Below are 20,600 nucleotides of genomic sequence, written 5' to 3' on the forward strand. Positions count from 1 at the left end.
GCCATATAAAACGACAAAGGCCACGATATTCTCGTGGCCTTTGTCGTTTTATCAAGATTACCAGATTAGTCCTCGTTAACAAACGAGCGTAACATCCAGGTATTTTTCTCTTTAAATTGCATAAAACGGTTCACCATGTCATTGGTGCCATCGTCGCCTGCTTTGTCGGTAATTTCCAAAAGCTCTCGCTCCATAGCAATCAGTTGGGCCATATCAGCAATTAAAGCTTTCACCATATCGGTATCTTTCAAACCTATGGTATTGATCTCTTTTATTGTTGATATTTTTATGTAATCTTCAAATGTGCTTAATGGAGCTTTACCTAAAGTTAAAATACGTTCGGCCAATTCGTCAATGGTTACCAGCGCCGCTGTATATAGTTCTTCAAACTTAACGTGCAGGGTAAAAAAACTGGTGCCTTTAACATTCCAATGGCAGCCTCTTAATTTTTGATAGTGGATGTGATAATTAGCCAGTAAATCATTTAAATGATCTACAACGGGTTTTACAGCGCCTTCTTTCAGGCTTATTTCTTTAGCATTCATAGTAACAAATGGTTGTGTTGGTTTAACAATGGATGACAGATTATGTTACACAAACTTACCACTAATTTAATTTTAATAGCATCTTTGTAGCCTTTATGACCATGCTATTACCAACTATCAGCAAACAGTTAAACGGCATCATCTGGCGATTGGAAATAGACAGCTTCAGTGATACCATTTTTCTTGAGGTAAGATCATCTGACCGGCAAGTTTCATTCACGTCTATCGGCTTACAAGCCGGGGTAACAAAACTTGATCAGTACATCATGCCTGAACGTTGGCTAGCAGGTATTGAAGCAGTTTACAACGATATTTTGTTGATACACAACTATCAGTCAGAAAATAGCCCTGCGCACAAGGGCCTTACTGCTGTTGGTTCAAATGAGCAGGTAATGTGGAGCAATTATAGTTATGGTTTTGATCATTTGTCCGTAAACGGACCTGTGGTTTTCAATATGCAGCTGCAACCAAAAAAATTATTTGTAGCGGGTATTGCAACAGGCGCTTACTTGCACAAGTTTGAGGAAAGCATTGATACCGAAATAGAAACTCCGCTAGCTTACCCACAGCTTGCAGAGGCTACTGTGTTAAATCTGCCCCTAGCAGTAGACCCTCATTTAGACATTACGCATTACCTTGAGCACAATAAATTTAGAATTGTATCTTTGCACACCGCTACAGCAGGGCGACTAAAACAACACATTTATGTGTTGGATGACGAAGCTGTTGTTTATGAAGATTTATTAAATGAGGATATACAAAAAATGCAACCGGAGTCGTTTATCCTGTATAAAAACTGGCTCATTTATATAAAAAACAAGTCAGAATTAAAGGTTTTACCACTGTAAATTTCTGAATAAGAGTATATTATGAAATTAAACCCACTACTATTCTTAACGTGTCTACTCACCTCTACATCGCTTATTGCCGCTACCCCTTTAGTTGATTCTGTTGGAATTGAGAATAACGAGGGTAAAAAAGTCATTCTTCATAAATTAGATCCTAAGGAAACCTACTTCGCTTTAAGCCGTCGCTACGGCATAAAACCGGCTGATATTCAGAAGTTTAACAATAATAAAGCATTAAAAATCGGCGATATTGTAAAAGTGCCAACCGAGCGCTCTTTTGTAGAGACTACAAAACCAGCCATCGCGCAGCAACCAAAGCCGGTTGTAACACAACCTGCAACCCAACCGGTACAGCAACCTGTGCAACAGCCTACGCAAACTAATCCACAAACCATCACTCAACAATATAAAGTATCCGCCGGCGAAACGCTGTATGCTATTGCTAAACGTTTTAACACTACAGTAGAGGATATCACCAAGTTAAACAAGCTTACCAGTACCGCTCTTTCTCCTGGGCAAATTATTCAGGTAAAAACTAATTCGGCTGATATTCCTGCCCCTGCTCCAATAGCTGTTGCTGATAATACTGCAGTTAAACGCGACTCACCCTATGTAAATGGTTTGGATAGCGCCGAGCGTAAGATTATAAATGCGGGCAAATTTGGCTTGTTTGAAAAGAACGAAAAAGGTGTGGCCACCTGGATAGAGGATACCAGCCTTGACCCCTCTAAAAAATTAGTGCTACACCGTATTGCGCCTATTGGTACTGTGATAAAAATAACTAACCCGATGACTAACCGTACATCATTTGCTAAAGTTGTTGGCCGTTTTACCGAAAATGAAGCAAATAAGGATGTGATATTGATCATGACCAAAAACGTTGCCGAATCAATTGGCGCTATAGACAAACGTATCCACGTAAACATCAGCTACGGCAGTCCAAATGAATAAACCATATATTATTGGTATAGCTGGTGGCAGCGGCTCTGGCAAAACTTTTTTTTTGAAGCGTTTTTTAGACCATTTTTCTTCTGACGAGGTTTGCCTGGTATCGCAGGATGATTATTATTTCCCGGTAGCGCAAAACATGACGCCCGAGGAAAATAAGCATTATGATTTTGATAAGCCTGCTACTATTGACAACACACAGTTTGAAAGCGACATAAACAAGCTGATTGCCGGCGAGACCATCTATAAAAAAGAATACACTTTTAACAATCCTAATATAGAGCCCAAGATGCTGGAGATAAAACCGGCACCGATATTAATTATCGAAGGCTTATTTATATTTCACTTTGAAGCAATAGGCGGGTTATTAGATTTGAAAATATTTTTAGAAGCCGATGAAAGTGTGGCCTTGCAACGCCGCCTTAAACGCGATCTGCTGGAGCGTGGCTATTCGCATGATGATGTGATGTTTAAGTGGTCAAACCACGTTGTGCCGGCTTATAATGAGTTTTTGTTACCCTACAGAGACGGTTGTCATAGGGTTATCATTAACAACACCAATACTGCCGATAATATCCAGGGAATAACGGATGAGATCTCGATTGAGTTAAGAGAGAAATTATTTAGCTAAGATAAACAGCGTGTCCTGTCATAGTTAGCTCCTAAAGCCATTGCGGGTCGGCCCTCGGCCAATTTTCGATGATGCTCTGGGGTACACTTCCACATTTATGTTAAGTGATCTCCATTTCTGGCACCAGGCCCTCGATAATTAATTTACCCGCAGTTGCCCGGATGATTTCTGCAACGGACACACCCGGCGCGCGCTCTAAAAGCTTAAAGCCGCCATTGGGCAAAACGTCGAGCACAGCTAGTTCTGTTACTATCTTTTTAACACAATGCACACCTGTTAGCGGTAAGCTACATTGAGGCAACAGCTTTGATTCACCGGCCTTGTTAACGTGCTGCATAGCTACGATAATGTTTTCGGCAGATGCTACCAGGTCCATAGCGCCGCCCATACCCTTCACCATTTTACCAGGAATTTTCCAGTTGGCAATATCTCCGTTCTCTGAAACCTCCATAGCGCCTAAAATAGTAAGGTTGACTTTTCGCGCCCTAATCATCCCAAAACTCATGGCCGAATCAAATATGGCCGATCCGGGCAACATGGTAATGGTTTGCTTACCCGCATTGATCAGATCGGCATCCTCCTCACCTTCAAACGGGAACGGCCCCATGCCCAGTAACCCGTTTTCTGATTGCAGCACCACGTCCATATGTTCAGGAATGTAATTGGCTACCAGCGTAGGGATACCAATGCCCAGATTAACATAGTAACCGTCTTTTATTTCTTTAGCAATACGTTTTGCTATTCCGATTTTGTCTAACATACATTACTTTTTTGTCATCCTGAGCTATAGTGAAGCATCTGTAACTCGTAAGTCCTAGGCGGAGGCTTGCTCCTGATGCGACAGGTGGTTTATTGGCTTTTTATTCGTACTGTCCGCTGCTCTATCCTTTTCTCATAATTTACACCCTGAAATATCCTATGCACATAAATGCCGGGCGTATGGACATGATCCGGATCGAGTTCACCCGGCTTTACCAGTTCGTCAACTTCAGCAATAGTGATTTTTCCTGCCATGGCCATAACCGGGTTAAAGTTGCGGGCAGTTGCCCTATAAATAAGGTTGCCCATGCTATCGCCTTTCCAGGCTTTTACGATGGCAAAGTCGGCATCAAAGGCTAACTCCATCAGGTAATCTTTCCCGTTGAAATTTCTTACTTCCTTCCCTAAGGCTACCTCTGTGCCCACCCCCGCGGGGGTAAAAATAGCCGGCATCCCATAGCCGGCTGCCATGCAACGTGTTGCAAGTGTGCCCTGAGGTATCAGTTCAACTTCCAGTTCGCCGCTTAATAGTTGGCTTTCAAATTCGGCATTCTCGCCTACGTACGATGCAATCATTTTGTTAACCTGTCGCTGTTTAAGCATTAAGCCTATGCCAAAATCATCAACGCCAGCATTGTTGGATATACAGGTAAGATTTCTGGGGTTCTTTTTAACCAGGGCGGCGATGCAGTTCTCCGGCAATCCGCATAAGCCAAAACCGCCCAGCAGCAGCGTAGCGCCATCCTTAATATCGGCTATGGCTTCGTCGGCATTGCTAAATACTTTATTCATCGACTTAATTGCTTAGGTAAACTTACTAAATGCGGGCGCACAAAAACAATTTTAGCGGGCCACGCATTACTATATTATAACCATTGAAAAACGATTATGTTACACCCAGATGATGATTTACAAGGCACGCCTGATAGCCAGTCTGCTTTAGATAAACCAAATGCGTACCGTGTTGATAACGATGATGAAGCCGAGGGTACGGAACCTGCAGATCAGGCCAATCCTGTAAGGGAAGGCCAGCCTATGGGCGGCCACAGTTTCGGGGAGAATAACACTACGCCCGCCGGCGATGACAAAAATAACCCATCGCAGAACGCAGGCTATCGCAACGAATACTTTAGACGCACCGAGCCCAGCGAAGAGCATACAGAAAGTAACAATTTTAAACCCGGTGAAGATCAGAACTATAACGAAGGGACCACAGATAGCGACGGGTAGGCTGAAAAAAGCCTAGGGATGGGTAAAACTCATCCTTACATATTAACGTCCAATTTGATAAATTGCGGCGTTATATGAAAACTATCATAGCTATATCAGGCAGTCTGCGCCAAGGATCATCCAACCATGCAATCCTTGAATTTCTGAGTTCACAGTTGCCAGCTGATGTTAATTATACCTTTTATAATGGCTTGATTGATATTCCAGCTTTTGATCCGGGATTAGATACCGACACCCCACCTGCCGCTGTGGCATTATTGCGCCAATCACTTATCAAGGCCGACGGCTTCATTATCTGCACACCCGAATACGCTTTCGGCGTGCCCGGCTCATTAAAAAACATGTTGGATTGGCTGGTATCAAGCAGCACTTTGGTTGATAAACCAGTGGCATTGATTACTGCGTCTCTGGGTGGCGAGCATGCACATGCTTCGCTCCTGCTTACGCTGGGCGCTTTATCTGCAAACGTTATTGACGATGCTACTTTACTTATTCAATTTATCCGCGCTAAATTCGGTCCTGATGGTCATATAAAAGATGAGGAAACCCTGAAAAATTTGCAGGGTGTACTGTCTTGCTTTTTAAAAGCGATATGACAATTTGACAATTACCCCCCTTTGGAACGCTCATTGATGTGCAGGGTTGTTACATAAACAATCACTAACATCAATAATAGCATTATGCAAGAAAAAGGAACCATTTCGATTCACACCGAGAACATTTTCCCGATAATCAAGAAATTCCTGTACTCTGATACCGAGATATTTTTGCGCGAGCTGGTATCAAACTCGGTTGACGCAACCCAGAAAATAAAACGCCTTGCTTCTTTAGGCCAATACAACGGCGAGCTTGGCGATTTGCGTGTTGAAGTTGCTTTTGATGAAGCTGCTAAAACCATCACCATATCTGACAATGGTTTGGGTATGACTGCCGACGAGATCAAAAAATACATTAACCAGATAGCATTTAGCGGTGCCACTGAGTTTATGGAGAAGTTTAAAGAAGCTAAAGACGCCAATGAAATCATCGGGCGTTTTGGTTTAGGTTTCTATTCGGCGTTTATGGTTGCCGATAAGGTAGAGATTGAAACATTATCTTACCAGGAGGGCGCCCAGCCAGCACATTGGACGTGTGACGGCAGTACAGAGTTCGAGATCAGCGAAGGCAGCCTGGCTGAGCGTGGTACCGAAATAACCCTGCATATTAACAAGGACTCTGAAGAGTTTTTGAGCAAAAGCCGTTTACAAGAAATCCTTGATAAATATTGCCGTTTCTTACCCGTACCAATTAAGTTTGGTACTACTACCGAATCCGTTGAAGACGGCGTTGACGAAGAAGGAAAGCCTAAATACAATAGCATCGAAGTTGATAATATTATCAACGAAACGAACCCAATCTGGACTAAGGCGCCATCTGAACTTAAAGATGAGGATTACCTTGACTTTTACAAACAACTTTACCCGTTTAGCGAAGATCCATTATTTTGGATCCATCTAAATGTTGACTATCCATTTAACTTAACCGGTGTATTATATTTCCCTAAGCTGAAAAAGGACTTTGAGGTACAACGAAACAAGATCAAGTTATTCTCAAGACAGGTATTTATTACTGACGAGGTGAAGGACATTGTACCTGAGTTCTTAATGCTGCTACATGGTGTTATTGATTCACCGGATATCCCGCTTAACGTGTCGCGCAGCTTTTTACAGGCTGATAGCAATGTTAAAAAGATAAACAGCTATATCACCAAAAAAGTGGCTGATAAACTGGCAGAACTATTTAAAAACGACCGCGAAGGTTACGAACAAAAATGGGGCGACATTGGCCTGTTCGTAAAATACGGTATGGTGAGCGAGGACAAGTTTTATGATAAAGCAAAAGACTTTGTATTATTAACCAACACTGACAAGAAAAACTTTACGTTAGATGAGTACAAAACCAAAGTTGAACCACTACAAACCGACAAGGACGGTCAACTGACTTATATTTACACTAACGATCCATCAAAACAAGACGCATTTATCCAGTCTGCTAACCGTAAAGGTTATGATGTATTGTTGATGGACTCGCCTATTGATACGCATTTTGTAACCCACATCGAAAACAAGCTGGAGAAAACTTCGCTAAAGCGTGTTGATGCTGATGTTGCCGATAAGCTGATTAAAAAAGAAGACGCGCCGGAGCATGTATTAACCGAAGAGCAGGCGACAAAAGTTAAGGCCATATTTGATAAAGCCATTAACAAGCCGGCTTACAAGGTTGAACTGGAAAGCCTTAGCCCTGATGAGCTGCCTGTTACTGTCACCATGGACGAGTTTATGCGCCGTATGAAAGATATGGCAGCCATGGGTGGCGGAATGGGCTTTTACGGCAGCATGCCTGATAACTACAAAGTAGTAATTAACGGCAACCATAAGCTAGTAAGCCGAATTTTGCAAGATGACAACGAAGAAGTGCAGGCCCAGCTTGCTAAACAAGCCTTTGATCTGGCTTTACTGTCACAAGGTTTATTAACCGGTGCAGAGTTGACTGAGTTTGTCAACCGCAGCGTAAATCTGATCTAATAAGTCAGTTTTTATAGGGTAAAAGCCACATACTGACTTATCAGTATGTGGCTTTTTTAGTTTGCATAAAATTCTTATTTAACTTTATGGAAACAAATAAACTTATCCATCTTAAACCTGTTAAACCTTTTAAAGTCTAAATGTTATGAAAAATTTAAAGTTATTCTGCATTGCTGCCATTAGCGCGTTAAGCTTAAACTTGGGCTATGCCCAGGCGGCCAAAATTGATAAGAAAGCTACCAAAGCGGCTGAAGTTAAGCGCATCATTACCTCAAATAATTATGTTTTTAAGGCCAATTACGCTATACCAATGAGCATGGCTGCAGGTCCCTTAAACTCGGCTAATTATGATGTTACTGTAAATAATGGCCAACTAGAGGTTTATCTTCCGTATTTCGGACGCGCTTTTGCCGCCCCCAGAAATTTGGGTACTGATGGTGGCATTAAACTAAATACTAAAGATTACGATTACACTTCGGTTGTCAACAAAAAAGGCGGTTGGGATATTAGTATTAAACCTAAAAGGACAGAACTGAACACCAACAGCGATGTTCAACAAATGAAACTTAACGTGGGCAAGGATGGTTACGCCACCATGTACATAACCTCTTTACACAGACAACCAATTACCTTCAACGGGTATGTGGAAGAAGTAAAAAAATAAGCTTCGTAAAAGCCATATATGAAAAAAGCCGGCGTTAACGCGCCGGCTTTTTTCATATATGATTGTAAGCAATTAATTAGCTTTCATCCCCTCATTAATAGATGCCATCACTTCCGTCACTAACTCATTCAGGCTCTCTAAAGCTTTTTTTGAACGTTTTTTATTAAATGGTGCCGGATTAAAGCCCGACTCACCTTTAAACTTTACGCCAAGTACGCGGTCCATCAGGTCCTCGGCAGTAAAGTAAATACGTGGCTGAGTGGGGTCTTCCATATAGCCCATTATTATGTTGGACAGTTTCACACTATAGCTGCCGATTGCAGCTGTGATCTCCATTTTTATTCCGGCGCGATTAGCTACTTCAAGTCCAAGCGGACCTTTAAACGCGAGCTTTTCCCAACCGCGAGCCACGAGCCTTCCGTTTGCGGCATCCTGTGTATTAACACTATCTAATCCATTATAGCGCTTGTCAAACCAAGCTGTAGCATTGGCAAATAATGCGGCCGCAGATTTGCCCGGAGTATTGAAGTTTTGTTTGTAGATGACCATACCGTTGACCTGGGGAATATTTAAACCCACGGTATCTTTGTTTTGTGCAAATGTGAGGCTGCTAAGCATCACTAAAGTCAATATCATTAATTTTCTCATTCTTAATTAGGTTATTATTAAGCTATAACGACAGAAATGGCGAATATTATACGTTGCCCCAACCATGTGCTAAAACATCAGCCAAGTGCATGGTTTTTATGGGTACGTTATTTTTGTCGATATAACTTTGCAGGTGCAAAAGGCACGATGCATCTGTAGAAATAATGTACTCTGCCCCGACTGATACTGCATTATCAACCTTTTGCTGCGCCATCGCGCTTGATATCGCATCAAATTTAACAGAAAATGTACCGCCAAAACCACAGCAGGTATCGCCTGCCGGCATATCAACCAGCTCAAGGCCTAATACTTTAGATAAGAGCTGGCGTGGCTCCTCTTTAATGTGGCATTCGCGCAGGGCCGAGCAACTGTCATGGTAAACCGCGCGGCCATCTAACTCGGCACCAAAATAATCAAATTGAAGAACGTTTACCAGGAAATCAGACAGCTCATAGATATTGCCTTGTACTGTGCGGCATTTATTATGTATCGCTGTGTTAGTAAACAAATCATTATAGTAATTTTTAACCATCCCGGTGCACGATGCTGATGGGGTGATAATGATCGTATCGTCAGAAAAGCCGTTAATAAATTTACGACCCACAATTTTGGCTTCGTCCCAAAAACCAGCATTGAAGGCAGGCTGACCGCAACAGGTCTGCTCGGGATTATATTCGACTACGCAGCCAGCTTTCTCCAGCACTTTAACGGTGTTAAAAGCAGTCTCTGGGAAAAGCTGGTCTACAAAGCAGGGCACAAACAGTTCGGTCTTCATTGGCGCAAATGTCACAAATTTTTTAGATAATGAGCAACCGAATTTATCCTGTGCGCTCGGCCCGACGCAGATTGATCAGCAGTAATAGACCGACAATGAAAAAAACACCCAGCGCCAAAATGGAGTTGCGCATGCTGCCGGTTATATCCTCAATAACTGCAAAGCTAAACATACCTGCAACAATGGCTAACTTTTCGGTAACGTCGTAAAAACTAAAAAAGGATGCAGTATCAGTAACCTGCTCCGGCAAAAATTTTGAATAAGTTGATCGCGATAATGATTGGACCCCTCCCATTACTAATCCCACAACTGCGGCCAAAGCATAAAACTGAGTAGCGTTAGTTACAAAATATGCTACAAAACACACAGCTATCCATATTATAACAACAAGCGTTAGCACGCTGACATTACCGTATTTGGCTGATAATTTTGACATCAGATTAGCGCCGGCGATTGCCACCAATTGTATAATAAGGATGATGATAATCAAATTTTCGGTAGGCAAATGCAATACTTTTGCGCCAAACCCTGCAGCGGCAAGCATTATAGTTTGCACGCCCATGCTGTAAAAAAAGAAGGCCGGCAAAAAACGCTTTAACAATGGCATACCTTTTACCTGCTGCCATACTTTACCCAGCTCTATAAACCCACCACGCACTACGCTAACGCTTTGGTTTGATGCTTTAGCATTACCTGGGGGCAAACGGTTAAAAGGTATTTGCGCGAAACCTATCCACCACAACCCCACTAATAAAAACGATAGCCTTGCCGGGAAACTGGCATCGGTAATACCAAACGTAGCCGGCGATAACACAAACACAAAGCAAATTACCTGCAAAATAACACTGCCTATGTAGCCATAGCTAAAGCCCTTGGCGCTTACCGCGTCCTGCTTATCAACCGTGGCTATTTCTGGCAGGTAGGAGTTATAAAAAACAAAGCCACCACTATAACCAATAGCAGCTAACGCGAAACAGATAATACCAAACTCCAGCGTTGCTAACCTGAAGAAAAACAGTGATAGGCAAGCCAACGAACCCAGCCAGGTAAAAAACTGCATAAATCTTTTTTTGCTGCCGCGATTATCAGCGATGGATGTCAACACCGGCAACATCAATACAATGGCCAAGTAGGCCGCTGCCAGCGCATAGTTTGACAGCGCCGTGTTCACAAAACTATGTCCAAAAAAAGTAACTCTGTCGCCATTAGCGGCATTCGCTGTTATGGCCACATAATAAGCCGGAAATATGGTTGAAGTTATAACCAGGTTATAGGCCGAGTTGGCCCAATCAAACATGGCCCAGGCACGGATGGTTTTTTTATTGTTTTTTTCCAAGCTATTATAATTTATTATTCTGCGATTGGTGCGGTGGGTAAATTCTTCATTTTCTTCTCGGCAAACATCAATGATATCATTAAGATCAAACCTATCAGGAAAAACGCATCTAACGCTAAAGCCGAGTCGCGCATTTCATGGGTCAGGGCTTCCACGAACCCGAAACAAAAAAGGCCTACTACGATAGATGATTTCTCTGTAACATCATAAAAACTAAAAAATGACGCAGTGTCTGTGATATTTGGCGGCAAATATTTAGAGTAGGTTGAGCGGGATATAGACTGCACCCCGCCCATCCCCGCGCCCACTATTACTGCCGCTACAATAAACTGCGGTACGCTGGCAATAAAGTATAGCGATAAACAAAGCAGTGTCCATAACGCTACTAAACCCACCAGGGTTTTAACGTTACCATATTTGGTTGATAAAATGGATGTAAGCCAGGCACCAATAACCCCTACCACTTGTACTATTAGTATAATGGTGATGAGCATTTCTTCGGACATTAATAACTCTTTAGCCGCAAAATTGGCCGCTACCAGCATAATGGTTTGCACCCCTACCGAGTAAAAAAAGAATGAAGACAAAAAGCGTTTCAACAAAGGCATAGTGCGCACCTTTTTGAAAACGCGCGCAAGCTCTTTAAACCCGCCCGTAAGTACATTGTATTTGTGCGACCCCGGATTTGGCTCGCCTTTTGGCAACAGCCTGAATGGAATGATTGAAAAACCCAGCCACCAAACAAATACCATCAAAAATGATATGCGTGCAGGCAGGTCATCGCTGGTGATGCCAAATGTTTTTGGCGATAGCACCACCACAAAGCAAAGAACCTGCATAATTAGGCTACCTACGTAGCCGTATATAAAGCCTTTAGCGCTTACGCTGTCTTGTTGATCAACCGTGGCTATCTGTGGCAAATAAGAGTTGTAAAATACGAAGCCTCCGCAATAACCAATACAGGCCAACCCAAAGCAGATCATTGGAAGCTCCAAACCGCTATCCGGCTTAAAAAAGAACAGGCCTGCGCAGGCCAATGCCCCCAGCCAGGTAAAAAATTGCAGGTATAGTCGCTTGTTGCCTTTATAATCAGCAATAGATGTAAGGATGGGCAGCAAAACCACCACAATAAGATATGACAGACCTAGAATATAGTTAGACAGCACCGTATTAACGTACCTGTGCCCGAAGAAAGAAACTGTATCACCAGTTGCTTTATTAGCCGTAACAGCCACGTAATATGCAGGGAAAATAGTAGAAGTGATGACCATATTATACGACTGGTTAGCCCAATCGAACATGCACCATGCCCAGATAGTTTTCTTGTTGTTTTTTTCTGTCATGCCGTGCTAAATTAGCTTTTTTCCGGCAAAGCAAATGCAGACATATTATTATTAGCAAAATGTAATACAACAATAAACCGGGCCAATAAAGACCGGCCTTAACGTTTTGAGGAAAGTTTCGATATTACACGTGTTTGCTAATGCTTCTATCTACAGAAAATACACCGCCACCCGTAATAGCCAGAGATATCATTCCCGCCAGGTAGATCAAAAAGTATTCAATACCCTCGCCCTTTTGTGCGCCGCCCCAGTTCATAAAAAAACCGAACTGAATATGCGAGGTTATAACAATACCTATTAGCACCCCCGCAATGGCTACGCTTGCTACACGGGTAAATATGCCTGCAAGTAACGCTATGGCGCCAACAAACTCTATTATAATCACTAAAAAGCCAATGATCCATGGTAGGTGCATTGTAGTAGTAAAAAAGCTGATTGTCCCGCTAAAACCATAACCACCAAACCAGCCAAATACTTTTTGCGCGCCATGCACAGACATTACCAAACCTAAACCTATGCGTAATATTAGAGGCGAATAACCGTCGTCGGTTTTTAAAATAAATTGTGTCATTGTCTTAATTTTTGATTGTTCTAATGACGCAAATGTCTGTACAGGCAAGGGGCTGCACAATCACTTATGGTAAGTAATTACGTTAACCTAGGTTAACTATTTTGGCAGCACAGCCAGTTTACGCAGGCGGCTCAGGCTTTGTGGAGTGATGCCTAAATAAGATGCGATTTGATGGTTAGGCAGGCGCTGTTGTATTTTAGGATAGCGCGAAATAAATTCTTGATACCGCTCTACGGCTGGTTTACACAAACTTAAGGCAACCCTGATATTATAAGCCACAATAGAATTACTATAAAGTATCCTGAAGTAAATATTCATTTTGGGCACTGTGACAAAAAGCCGCTCCAGATTGGCCTGCGATATTTGCAATACATCTGTTTCCTCAAGGCAATCAACAAAATAACTCGTGGGGGCGCTATTGAAAAAGCTAGCCATATCGCCGGTCCACCAATCTTCGGCGCCAAAAGCGATGATATGTTCGCGCCCGTCCTCATCAACAAGGTAAGTGCGGGTTAGGCCTTTTACAATAAAAGTTTCGTATTTAGCAACGTCACCCTGTTGCAGTATAAACTGTCGTTTACGCAGCTTTTTAGGCTGATAAACGGAAGCAACAAAAGCCTGCTCATCACGAGTGAGCTCAACGCCCTTTTGAGCGATGTTAGTAAGCAAGGCGTCGATCATGAGGTGAATTTTAGAAAAAGATAGCTAATTAAGTTTAGTGCGACACCGCTTTTAGCCCTATGATAGAGCCAATAAGTGTGGTTAAAAATAACAACCTCATAAAAGTTGCCGGCTCTTTAAACACCAGTATCCCCATTAAAACGCTACCAACCGCGCCAATGCCTGTCCATACCGCGTAGGCCGTTCCTATGGGCAGTGTTTGCGTAGCCTTCATCAAAAAGCCCATACTCAAGCATAGGGTGACAAAGAAACCGGTGTACCAAACATACATTTCATTACCCGACGTAAGTTTTGCCTTTCCAAGGCAAAAGGTAAACGCAACTTCACAAAAGCCACCAAGAACCAATAATAACCAATTCATAATATTTAAGTTAAGGGTAACGCTACCTTATCTGTTCTAAGATCAAGTTACAGCATTAGCGACAAAGATCCAGTAAATTTCAAATAATTAAAGACATAAAAAAAACGGGAACAGTACTTAATACTATTCCCGTTGTGCGGAAGAAGGGACTCGAACCCCCACGCCGTGAAGCGCCAGATCCTAAGTCTGGTGCGGCTACCAATTACGCCACTTCCGCAGTTAGGATTTTTAGAGCTGCAAAGATAGATTAAATAAACACATTATAAAATTGAATTTAGTTTTTTTTGCTAAACCCTTACTAATTAGCCCTTAAATTTGCTTTTATTGCGTATAGATTTGGTAAATACCGTCAAGCTTGCGGTTTTTGCCTACCAAAACATTGGTGATTTTCTTTTCCATCATCAATACTTCAACCTGGCTAACAAACTCGTCGCCATCAATCATGATCGGGTTGGCGGTCATCATCCCGGCAACGGATAATTGGGCAATATCCTTATTGCGCAATAACGCGCGGCGCAAGTCGCCATCAGTGATAATACCTTCAACATGGTCTTTATTTCCTACAACCACCATACCCAACTTACCTTCAGACATTACTAATAAAACATCTGTAAAAGAAGCAGCTAATGGCACGAAAGGCAGAGTTTCTGTGCGCATCCGGTCCTTAATACGTGTCAAAAGCTTTCGGCCAAGACTGCCCCCCGGATGAAAGCGGGCAAAATCTTCTTCCTGAAAATTGCGCGAATCCATCAGCGCGACGGCCAACGCATCGCCCATTACCAAAGCCGCTGTAGTTGACGATGTTGGCGCTAGGGCCAGCGGACAAGCTTCACGGGTTATTTTAATATTTAAATGATGATCGCTGTTTTTCGCAATAGTAGATATTGGATTACCTGTTATGCTGATAATCAGGCTTTTATTCCAATTTAAAAATGGCACTACACGTAAAACTTCGTCGGTTTCGCCCGAATAAGAGATTAGGATTACAGCATCATTAGCCCCTATCAAACCAAGGTCGCCATGAAAGGCATCACCAGGGTGTAAAAACAGGCTCGGGGTGCCTGTGCTTGACAACGTAGCTGCTATTTTTTTACCTATAAGGCCAGATTTGCCTACCCCAATAATGATAACCTTACCCTTGCAAGCTAGTATAGCCTCAACCACCGTGGTAAACGAATCATCGATAAGACTTGCTACATGTTGCAACGATTCTATCTCTACTTCAAATACCCTTTTTGCAATATCTTTCATTTAGTAGCTGTTGCGTTATATTCAATTATTTATGCCTTTTGTTAGGTGATCTACTTTTCGGAAGTGATCCAAAATGTTAAAAGTGATCCAAATGCATAAACTTGCTTTTGTTTTATATTGACGTTCAATGGTTTACCAAACAGAGTGATCCACGTAATACACACACGCGGTGGGTCACTTGACTTAATTTATTAAAGATCTGATTACGCCTTCCAATTCATGCAATTTCACCATGTTAGGGCCGTCGCTTAGCGCGTTGTCCGGATCTGGGTGTGCTTCCATAAAGTACCCATCTGCACCAAAAGCTTTAGCAGCAAGCGCCATCATAGGTACAAAAGTGCGGTCGCCACCAGTTTTGCCCCCGGCACCGCCCGGGCGTTGTACCGAGTGCGTGCAATCCATACAAACCGGGTAGCCAAAGGCTTTCATGTCGTATATGTTCCTAAAATCTACGGCCAGGTTATTATAACCGTACATGTTACCGCGCTCTGTCAGTATAACCTGGTTATTGCCCGCTTCAACAACCTTTTGGGCGGGGTAAAACATATCTTGCCCGGAAAGGAATTGCGCCTTCTTAACATTTACAATCTTTCCGGTAACAGCTGCAGCGACAAGTAAATCTGTCTGGCGGCATAAAAACGCGGGGATCTGTAAGATATCAACAACCTGCGCAGCAATTGCAGCCTGGTAAGGCTCATGGATATCAGTAGTAACCGGCAGATTAAACTTATCTTTAATATTCTGCAGCATCTCCATACCCTTCTCAATGCCCGGCCCGCGGTACGAGTGTATCGAGGTACGGTTAGCTTTATCAAAAGACGACTTAAATATCACCTGAATTTGAGGGTATTTAGCTCCTATTTCGGCTACTTTATCAGCAACGGTGTAAAGTAGTTCCTGGTTCTCCATTACGCATGGGCCCAAGATAAAAAACGGCTTCTGCCGCATTTGTTCAAACAATGCCATGGTGCAAAGATGATAATTTTTATTGTTTGTTTAATTTTAGCGATGAAACCTGTTTTAACGTGTTTAAAAACAGATTTGACATAATTTATGCATGCTGCAAAAACAAGCATACAACCATAACCGCTTTTTTATATTTTTGCATGGGTTTGAAAAAGCTTTAGCTCATGCCCTATCACCAATAAATGGATATATCAGTAGTAATACCTTTATATAACGAAGTTGAATCATTACCCGAGCTTACCTCATGGATAGCTAAGGTAATGCAGGAAAATAATTTCCTATATGAAATTCTGTTAATTGACGACGGCAGTACCGATGGCTCCTGGGAAAAGATCATGGAACTAAGGTTAACCAATCCATTTATCAGGGGCATAAAATTCAGACGTAATTATGGCAAATCTGCCGCTTTGAACACTGGCTTTGAGGCTGCCCAGGGCAAAGTGATAATCACCATGGATGCCGACCTGCAAGACAGCCCCGACGAGATACCAGAATTGTACAGGATGATCGTCGAGGATGATCGCGACCTTGTAAGCGGCTGGAAAAAGAAACGACATGACCCTTTGAGCAAAACGCTGCCCACTAAATTATACAATGGCGTTACCGGCTATATATCTGGCGTAAAGCTAAACGATATGAACTGTGGGCTGAAAGCGTACAAGCAAAAAGTAGTAAAAAATATAGAAGTTTATGGTGAAATGCACCGCTATATACCGGTAATTGCAGCTTGGGCCGGATTTAGAAAAATTGGCGAAAAAGTTGTGCAGCATCAGCCGCGTAAGTTTGGTGTAACGAAATTTGGCGGCATACAACGTTTTATTCGCGGTCCGCTTGATTTGATCTCCATCATGTTTGTATCAAAATTTGGCAAACGGCCTATGCATCTTTTTGGCGGCATGGGGGTATTAAGCTTTTTGGCCGGTACCGTATGTGCGTTTTGGATAATAGGCGAAAAGTTATACGCAATTGCTCACAATGAGCACTATCGTGATGTTACAGCAAACCCCCTGTTTTATTTTGCTTTAACTGCTATCATAATAGGTTCGCAAATGTTTTTAACAGGGTTTGTTGCCGAGATGGTTTCTCGCAGCGCCCCCGAACGTAATCATTACCAGATAGAAGACAGGTTTTAATATTTTGGAGATGTGAGATTTGATAAGGGGACATGTGAACAGTCGTTATTATGTTCTAGACCCTAAATTGAAACCTCTCTATCTAAAAATAAATCTCAATATTCAAATCCCATTACCCAAATCTAATAAATGCTTTTCTCTGTCATCATACCTTTATACAATCGTCCTCAGGAAATAGAAGAACTGCTTGAAACATTGACTCTGCAGACCTATAAAAACTTTGAGGTGCTGATAATTGAAGATGGATCAAAAGATGATGCTGCTGATATCGTCCAAAGTTTTTCAGATCAGCTTGATATTAAATACTTTGTTAAAGCGAACGCCGGCCAGGGTTTTGCCCGTAATTCCGCGTTTGAGCGTGCCACTGGCGATTACTTTATCATATTTGATTCTGATTGCCTGATTCCTGAGGATTACCTACAGATTGTCAACGACTCTTTAAACCAAAATTGGTTAGATGCCTATGGTGGCCCTGACGCTGCTCACCCGTCGTTCACCCCTACTCAAAAGGCGATCAGCTACGCCATGACGTCGCCGTTTACAACGGGTGGTATTCGTGGTAATAAAAAAAGTATTGGCCAATTCCATCCGCGTAGCTTTAACATGGGTTTGTCGCGTAAAGTGTGGGAGAAAGTAGGTGGTTTCCTCATTACCCGTTCCGGCGAAGATATAGAATACAGCATCCGCATCCATGCAGCAGGCTTCAAAATCGGCTTAGTACCTTTGGCTAAAGTATATCATAAACGCCGTACTAACTTTTTACAGTTTTATAAGCAGCTGCACTTTTTTGGCAGGGCGCGCATCAACGTTTATAAGTTTTTCCCGAGTGAGCTGAAACTGGTTCATTTTTTTCCGGCGTTGTTTACGTTGGGGGTAATATTTACCTTAATATCCAACATATTATATTGGCCGATAGCGTTGTTATGTAATATAATTGCGTTGCTACTCATTTTGTTGATATTTTTTCATGCACTTATTAAAAACAAGTCAGTAAAAATTGCATTTTTGAGCGTATTGGCTTCCTTTATCCAACTGACGGCTTACGGCCTTGGTTTTATGCAGGATATTTGGAGAAGGCTGATCTTAAAAAAGTGGTAAGTTAAAATATGTATCATCCATTTTCGGTAGCAGAAACAACAAAAACTGCCTGGAGTATCTTCAAGAAAAACTTTGTTACCATTATTGTTTATTCAATAGCGGCCTCGCTGTTGCTGTTAATATTGGGCGGCATTTTTGGATTTGTTTTTTCGCCCGAAGATTTTACCGGTAAAATGGTGGTATCACTCTTCATGGTTTTTGTACAGGCGTACACTACTTTGGGTTTATATAAACTTATATTCACACTGATTGACAGTGAGTATTACGAGTTTGAATTCTCGCAGATACTGCCGGCGTTTAAAAGCATCATGAGTTATTTAGGGGTGATCTTCTTCATCGCCTTTGTAATTACTACCTTTTCTATACTTACTTCGAAGCTTGACGACTATCCAAACCTACAGCAACTCGTACAGGAAATTGCCGTAATAATAGCGCTATATTTTGCTTTAAGAGTGATGTTTTTCATAACGTATATCGTTGATGATCAGTCAGGTGGGTTCGAATCTATAAAGCAAAGCTTTGAGTTAACCCGTGGATATTTCTTTAAAGTTTTTACCATGCTATGCATCATCCTTTTATTAATAGCCTTACCCGCTTGGGTCTCGCAATATGACGGTTTCGGTTTCGCATCTATTGCTATAATATTTACCTACCCTTTCGTTAATATCATATTGGCGGTTACCTACAGAAAACTGATATATAGCCATCAGGACATTGATGACGATATTGCCGAAACCAATTAAGTAAATGGGGTTAAAAGCAATATTGAGTAAGATATTTGCAGCGTTTGTTAACCGCGATGTCAATAAAATACGGAAGAACGCTGTAAAATTACAGCAAAAAACATTTCGAGTTTTATTGGCACAAGCCAAAAACACATCCTTTGGTACTGACCACAAGTTTGCAGATATTAAGACCTACGAAGATTTCAAAAAGCAAGTCCCTATCCGCGACTACGAACAGCTTAGTCCCTACATCAAACGTGTCGTGGAGGGCGAAGCCGATGTAATGTGGCCGGGCAAACCTACCTACCTTACTAAAACATCAGGCACTACATCTGGCGTAAAATATATCCCTATCAGTAAAGAGAGCATGCCCGAGCATATTAAAGCGGCGCGCAATGCATTACTTAACTATATCCATGAAACAGGCAAAGCCGACTTTGTAGATGGTAAGATGATCTTCCTGCAAGGTAGCCCTATCCTGTCAGAAAAGGGCGGAATTCAAACCGGCAGACTATCGGGGATCGTAGCACACCATGTACCCGCTTATCTGCAAAAAAACAGGATGCCCAGCTATGAGGTTAATTGTATTGAAGATTGGGAAGAAAAGGTCGACGCCATAGTTAAAGAAACCAGGAATGAGGATATGCGACTGATATCAGGCATACCACCCTGGTGCCAGATGTATTTCGATAGGTTATCGGCAGTATCTGGTGGCAAAAAGATTAAAGACATCTTCCCTAACTTCAAACTTTACGTTTATGGCGGGGTTAATTTTGAGCCATACCGGTCGCGCATGGAGGAAAGTATTGGCTTTGGTATTGACACGATAGAAACCTACCCTGCTTCTGAAGGATTTATCGCTTTCCAGGACTCGCAGCAAGAGAAAGGCTTGTTATTGCTGGCCGATTCGGGCATGTTTTATGAGTTCGTCCCTACGGATGAATATTTTAATGAAACCCCTACCCGCCTAAGCCTGGCCGAAGTAGAGCTGGATAAAAACTACGCGCTTATTATGAACACCAACGCCGGTTTATGGGGATACAGCATTGGCGATACGGTGAAATTTGTATCAAAAAATCCTTATAAAATTGTAGTAAGCGGCCGCATAAAACATTACATATCAGCTTTTGGAGAGCATGTTATTGGCGAGGAGGTTGAGCACGCCCTAATGACCGTTGCTAAACAGGAAGGTATTGATATTGTTGAATTTACCGTGGCCCCGCAAGTAACTGCCGAGGGTGAACAACTGCCTTATCATGAATGGTTTATTGAGTTTGGGGTTGCACCTCGTGATATAACAGCATTTGCGCTTAAGGTAGATAAAGCCCTTCAAGCCAAAAATATTTACTATTTTGACCTGATCGATGGTAACATTTTGCAACCTTTGATCATACGTAACCTTAAAAAAGACACGTTTATTAACTACATGCGTTCGCAAGGGAAACTTGGCGGACAAAATAAAGTACCCCGACTGGCTAACGACAGAAAGATAGCCGACGGGTTAAAGGAATATATCCATTAAG

The 20,600-nt window shown here is 42.2% G+C and carries 23 protein-coding genes and 1 tRNA gene; 11 read left to right on the top strand and 13 right to left on the bottom strand.

The features are described from left to right. Positions 1-65: 65 nt before the first annotated feature. Positions 66-545 carry a Dps family protein gene (locus ACFSYC_RS10195; protein ID WP_377126684.1) on the bottom strand — a complete coding sequence of 160 codons (480 nt, stop codon included), beginning with the start codon at positions 543-545 and terminating at the stop codon, positions 66-68. A 95-nt stretch (positions 546-640) separates the two neighbouring features. On the opposite strand from ACFSYC_RS10195, the gene ACFSYC_RS10200 reads away from it, so the two are divergent. Genes ACFSYC_RS10200 through ACFSYC_RS10210 form a run of 3 tightly spaced genes read left to right on the top strand, consistent with a single transcriptional unit; the run spans position 641 to position 2,972 of the window. After that, positions 641-1,393 (top strand): DUF4905 domain-containing protein, encoded by a 753-nt coding sequence (locus ACFSYC_RS10200; protein WP_377126687.1) that lies wholly within the window; start codon positions 641-643, stop codon positions 1,391-1,393. Positions 1,394-1,414: 21 nt separating this feature from the next. Beyond that, positions 1,415-2,344: a LysM peptidoglycan-binding domain-containing protein gene (locus ACFSYC_RS10205; RefSeq protein WP_377126690.1), complete on the top strand. Its 930-nt coding sequence runs from the start codon at positions 1,415-1,417 to the stop codon at positions 2,342-2,344. Further along, positions 2,337-2,972 (top strand): uridine kinase family protein, encoded by a 636-nt coding sequence (locus ACFSYC_RS10210; RefSeq protein WP_377126692.1) that lies wholly within the window; start codon positions 2,337-2,339, stop codon positions 2,970-2,972. Before ACFSYC_RS10205 ends, ACFSYC_RS10210 begins: the two co-directional genes overlap by 8 nt. Positions 2,973-3,072: 100 nt before the next feature. Here the strand turns inward: ACFSYC_RS10210 and ACFSYC_RS10215 are convergent, their stop codons facing one another. Continuing rightward, a complete protein-coding gene (locus tag ACFSYC_RS10215) occupies positions 3,073-3,732 on the bottom strand; it encodes a 3-oxoacid CoA-transferase subunit B (RefSeq protein ID WP_377126694.1) in 660 nt (219 codons plus the stop codon). Positions 3,733-3,821: 89 nt separating this feature from the next. Further along, positions 3,822-4,523 (bottom strand): CoA transferase subunit A, encoded by a 702-nt coding sequence (locus ACFSYC_RS10220; RefSeq protein WP_377126697.1) that lies wholly within the window; start codon positions 4,521-4,523, stop codon positions 3,822-3,824. Positions 4,524-4,619: 96 nt separating this feature from the next. On the opposite strand from ACFSYC_RS10220, the gene ACFSYC_RS10225 reads away from it, so the two are divergent. From ACFSYC_RS10225 to ACFSYC_RS10240, 4 genes are all read left to right on the top strand, one after another. Next, positions 4,620-4,961, top strand: coding sequence for a hypothetical protein (locus ACFSYC_RS10225; RefSeq protein WP_377126700.1), 342 nt, complete (start codon positions 4,620-4,622; stop codon positions 4,959-4,961). 74 nt (positions 4,962-5,035) lie between these two features. Next, the gene (locus ACFSYC_RS10230; RefSeq protein WP_377126703.1) at positions 5,036-5,557 is read left to right on the top strand and encodes an NADPH-dependent FMN reductase; all 522 of its coding nucleotides are present in this window, start codon (positions 5,036-5,038) and stop codon (positions 5,555-5,557) included. 84 nt (positions 5,558-5,641) lie between these two features. After that, positions 5,642-7,525 carry a molecular chaperone HtpG gene (gene htpG / locus ACFSYC_RS10235; RefSeq protein ID WP_377126706.1) on the top strand — a complete coding sequence of 628 codons (1,884 nt, stop codon included), beginning with the start codon at positions 5,642-5,644 and terminating at the stop codon, positions 7,523-7,525. A 145-nt stretch (positions 7,526-7,670) separates the two neighbouring features. Further along, the gene (locus tag ACFSYC_RS10240; protein ID WP_377126709.1) at positions 7,671-8,189 is read left to right on the top strand and encodes a DUF4251 domain-containing protein; all 519 of its coding nucleotides are present in this window, start codon (positions 7,671-7,673) and stop codon (positions 8,187-8,189) included. Positions 8,190-8,261: 72 nt separating this feature from the next. On the opposite strand, the gene ACFSYC_RS10245 is transcribed toward ACFSYC_RS10240, so the two are convergent. From ACFSYC_RS10245 to kdsA, 10 genes are all read right to left on the bottom strand, one after another. Beyond that, a complete protein-coding gene (locus ACFSYC_RS10245) occupies positions 8,262-8,837 on the bottom strand; it encodes a DUF4468 domain-containing protein (protein ID WP_377126712.1) in 576 nt (191 codons plus the stop codon). 46 nt (positions 8,838-8,883) lie between these two features. Beyond that, positions 8,884-9,612 carry a (Fe-S)-binding protein gene (locus tag ACFSYC_RS10250; RefSeq protein WP_377126715.1) on the bottom strand — a complete coding sequence of 243 codons (729 nt, stop codon included), beginning with the start codon at positions 9,610-9,612 and terminating at the stop codon, positions 8,884-8,886. 43 nt (positions 9,613-9,655) lie between these two features. Further along, positions 9,656-10,948 (bottom strand): MFS transporter, encoded by a 1,293-nt coding sequence (locus ACFSYC_RS10255; protein WP_377126718.1) that lies wholly within the window; start codon positions 10,946-10,948, stop codon positions 9,656-9,658. 14 nt (positions 10,949-10,962) lie between these two features. Then, on the bottom strand, positions 10,963-12,291 hold the full coding sequence (locus ACFSYC_RS10260) for an MFS transporter (RefSeq protein WP_377126721.1): 1,329 nt from the start codon (positions 12,289-12,291) through the stop codon (positions 10,963-10,965). Positions 12,292-12,415: 124 nt separating this feature from the next. After that, positions 12,416-12,862 carry a DoxX family protein gene (locus ACFSYC_RS10265; protein WP_377126724.1) on the bottom strand — a complete coding sequence of 149 codons (447 nt, stop codon included), beginning with the start codon at positions 12,860-12,862 and terminating at the stop codon, positions 12,416-12,418. A gap of 96 nt (positions 12,863-12,958) precedes the next feature. After that, complete coding sequence (locus tag ACFSYC_RS10270) at positions 12,959-13,543, bottom strand: Crp/Fnr family transcriptional regulator (protein ID WP_377126727.1); 585 nt, start codon at positions 13,541-13,543, stop codon at positions 12,959-12,961. Positions 13,544-13,577: 34 nt separating this feature from the next. Further along, positions 13,578-13,904 carry a DMT family transporter gene (locus ACFSYC_RS10275; protein ID WP_377126730.1) on the bottom strand — a complete coding sequence of 109 codons (327 nt, stop codon included), beginning with the start codon at positions 13,902-13,904 and terminating at the stop codon, positions 13,578-13,580. Between the two features lie 135 nt (positions 13,905-14,039). Next, positions 14,040-14,121, bottom strand: a tRNA-Leu gene (locus ACFSYC_RS10280). A 104-nt stretch (positions 14,122-14,225) separates the two neighbouring features. Continuing rightward, positions 14,226-15,155 (bottom strand): KpsF/GutQ family sugar-phosphate isomerase, encoded by a 930-nt coding sequence (locus ACFSYC_RS10285; RefSeq protein WP_377126733.1) that lies wholly within the window; start codon positions 15,153-15,155, stop codon positions 14,226-14,228. Positions 15,156-15,338: 183 nt separating this feature from the next. Further along, complete coding sequence (gene kdsA / locus ACFSYC_RS10290) at positions 15,339-16,121, bottom strand: 3-deoxy-8-phosphooctulonate synthase (protein ID WP_377126736.1); 783 nt, start codon at positions 16,119-16,121, stop codon at positions 15,339-15,341. Between the two features lie 182 nt (positions 16,122-16,303). On the opposite strand from kdsA, the gene ACFSYC_RS10295 reads away from it, so the two are divergent. From ACFSYC_RS10295 to ACFSYC_RS10310, 4 genes are all read left to right on the top strand, one after another. After that, positions 16,304-17,254 carry a glycosyltransferase family 2 protein gene (locus tag ACFSYC_RS10295; protein WP_377126738.1) on the top strand — a complete coding sequence of 317 codons (951 nt, stop codon included), beginning with the start codon at positions 16,304-16,306 and terminating at the stop codon, positions 17,252-17,254. 129 nt (positions 17,255-17,383) lie between these two features. Beyond that, the gene (locus ACFSYC_RS10300) at positions 17,384-18,352 is read left to right on the top strand and encodes a glycosyltransferase (protein WP_377126741.1); all 969 of its coding nucleotides are present in this window, start codon (positions 17,384-17,386) and stop codon (positions 18,350-18,352) included. Positions 18,353-18,360: 8 nt separating this feature from the next. Beyond that, complete coding sequence (locus ACFSYC_RS10305; protein WP_377126744.1) at positions 18,361-19,095, top strand: hypothetical protein; 735 nt, start codon at positions 18,361-18,363, stop codon at positions 19,093-19,095. Between the two features lie 4 nt (positions 19,096-19,099). Next, positions 19,100-20,599 (top strand): GH3 auxin-responsive promoter family protein, encoded by a 1,500-nt coding sequence (locus tag ACFSYC_RS10310; RefSeq protein ID WP_377126747.1) that lies wholly within the window; start codon positions 19,100-19,102, stop codon positions 20,597-20,599. Position 20,600 lies beyond the last annotated feature (1 nt).

Origin of the sequence: Mucilaginibacter antarcticus, from assembly GCF_042686155.1 — a bacterium.
Lineage (GTDB): Bacteria > Bacteroidota > Bacteroidia > Sphingobacteriales > Sphingobacteriaceae > Mucilaginibacter > Mucilaginibacter antarcticus.

Excerpts from the sequence above, each read along its gene's own strand:
- ACFSYC_RS10195 (WP_377126684.1), bottom strand. The coding sequence starts at position 545 with ATGAATGCTAAAGAAATAAGCCTGAAAGAAGGCGCTGTAAAACCCGTT.
- ACFSYC_RS10200 (WP_377126687.1), top strand. The coding sequence starts at position 641 with ATGACCATGCTATTACCAACTATCAGCAAACAGTTAAACGGCATCATC.
- ACFSYC_RS10205 (WP_377126690.1), top strand. The coding sequence starts at position 1,415 with ATGAAATTAAACCCACTACTATTCTTAACGTGTCTACTCACCTCTACA.
- ACFSYC_RS10210 (WP_377126692.1), top strand. The coding sequence starts at position 2,337 with ATGAATAAACCATATATTATTGGTATAGCTGGTGGCAGCGGCTCTGGC.
- ACFSYC_RS10215 (WP_377126694.1), bottom strand. The coding sequence starts at position 3,732 with ATGTTAGACAAAATCGGAATAGCAAAACGTATTGCTAAAGAAATAAAA.
- ACFSYC_RS10220 (WP_377126697.1), bottom strand. The coding sequence starts at position 4,523 with ATGAATAAAGTATTTAGCAATGCCGACGAAGCCATAGCCGATATTAAG.
- ACFSYC_RS10225 (WP_377126700.1), top strand. The coding sequence starts at position 4,620 with ATGTTACACCCAGATGATGATTTACAAGGCACGCCTGATAGCCAGTCT.
- ACFSYC_RS10230 (WP_377126703.1), top strand. The coding sequence starts at position 5,036 with ATGAAAACTATCATAGCTATATCAGGCAGTCTGCGCCAAGGATCATCC.
- htpG (WP_377126706.1), top strand. The coding sequence starts at position 5,642 with ATGCAAGAAAAAGGAACCATTTCGATTCACACCGAGAACATTTTCCCG.
- ACFSYC_RS10240 (WP_377126709.1), top strand. The coding sequence starts at position 7,671 with ATGAAAAATTTAAAGTTATTCTGCATTGCTGCCATTAGCGCGTTAAGC.
- ACFSYC_RS10245 (WP_377126712.1), bottom strand. The coding sequence starts at position 8,837 with ATGAGAAAATTAATGATATTGACTTTAGTGATGCTTAGCAGCCTCACA.
- ACFSYC_RS10250 (WP_377126715.1), bottom strand. The coding sequence starts at position 9,612 with ATGAAGACCGAACTGTTTGTGCCCTGCTTTGTAGACCAGCTTTTCCCA.
- ACFSYC_RS10260 (WP_377126721.1), bottom strand. The coding sequence starts at position 12,291 with ATGACAGAAAAAAACAACAAGAAAACTATCTGGGCATGGTGCATGTTC.
- ACFSYC_RS10265 (WP_377126724.1), bottom strand. The coding sequence starts at position 12,862 with ATGACACAATTTATTTTAAAAACCGACGACGGTTATTCGCCTCTAATA.
- ACFSYC_RS10270 (WP_377126727.1), bottom strand. The coding sequence starts at position 13,543 with ATGATCGACGCCTTGCTTACTAACATCGCTCAAAAGGGCGTTGAGCTC.
- ACFSYC_RS10275 (WP_377126730.1), bottom strand. The coding sequence starts at position 13,904 with ATGAATTGGTTATTATTGGTTCTTGGTGGCTTTTGTGAAGTTGCGTTT.
- ACFSYC_RS10285 (WP_377126733.1), bottom strand. The coding sequence starts at position 15,155 with ATGAAAGATATTGCAAAAAGGGTATTTGAAGTAGAGATAGAATCGTTG.
- kdsA (WP_377126736.1), bottom strand. The coding sequence starts at position 16,121 with ATGGCATTGTTTGAACAAATGCGGCAGAAGCCGTTTTTTATCTTGGGC.
- ACFSYC_RS10295 (WP_377126738.1), top strand. The coding sequence starts at position 16,304 with ATGGATATATCAGTAGTAATACCTTTATATAACGAAGTTGAATCATTA.
- ACFSYC_RS10300 (WP_377126741.1), top strand. The coding sequence starts at position 17,384 with ATGCTTTTCTCTGTCATCATACCTTTATACAATCGTCCTCAGGAAATA.
- ACFSYC_RS10305 (WP_377126744.1), top strand. The coding sequence starts at position 18,361 with ATGTATCATCCATTTTCGGTAGCAGAAACAACAAAAACTGCCTGGAGT.
- ACFSYC_RS10310 (WP_377126747.1), top strand. The coding sequence starts at position 19,100 with ATGGGGTTAAAAGCAATATTGAGTAAGATATTTGCAGCGTTTGTTAAC.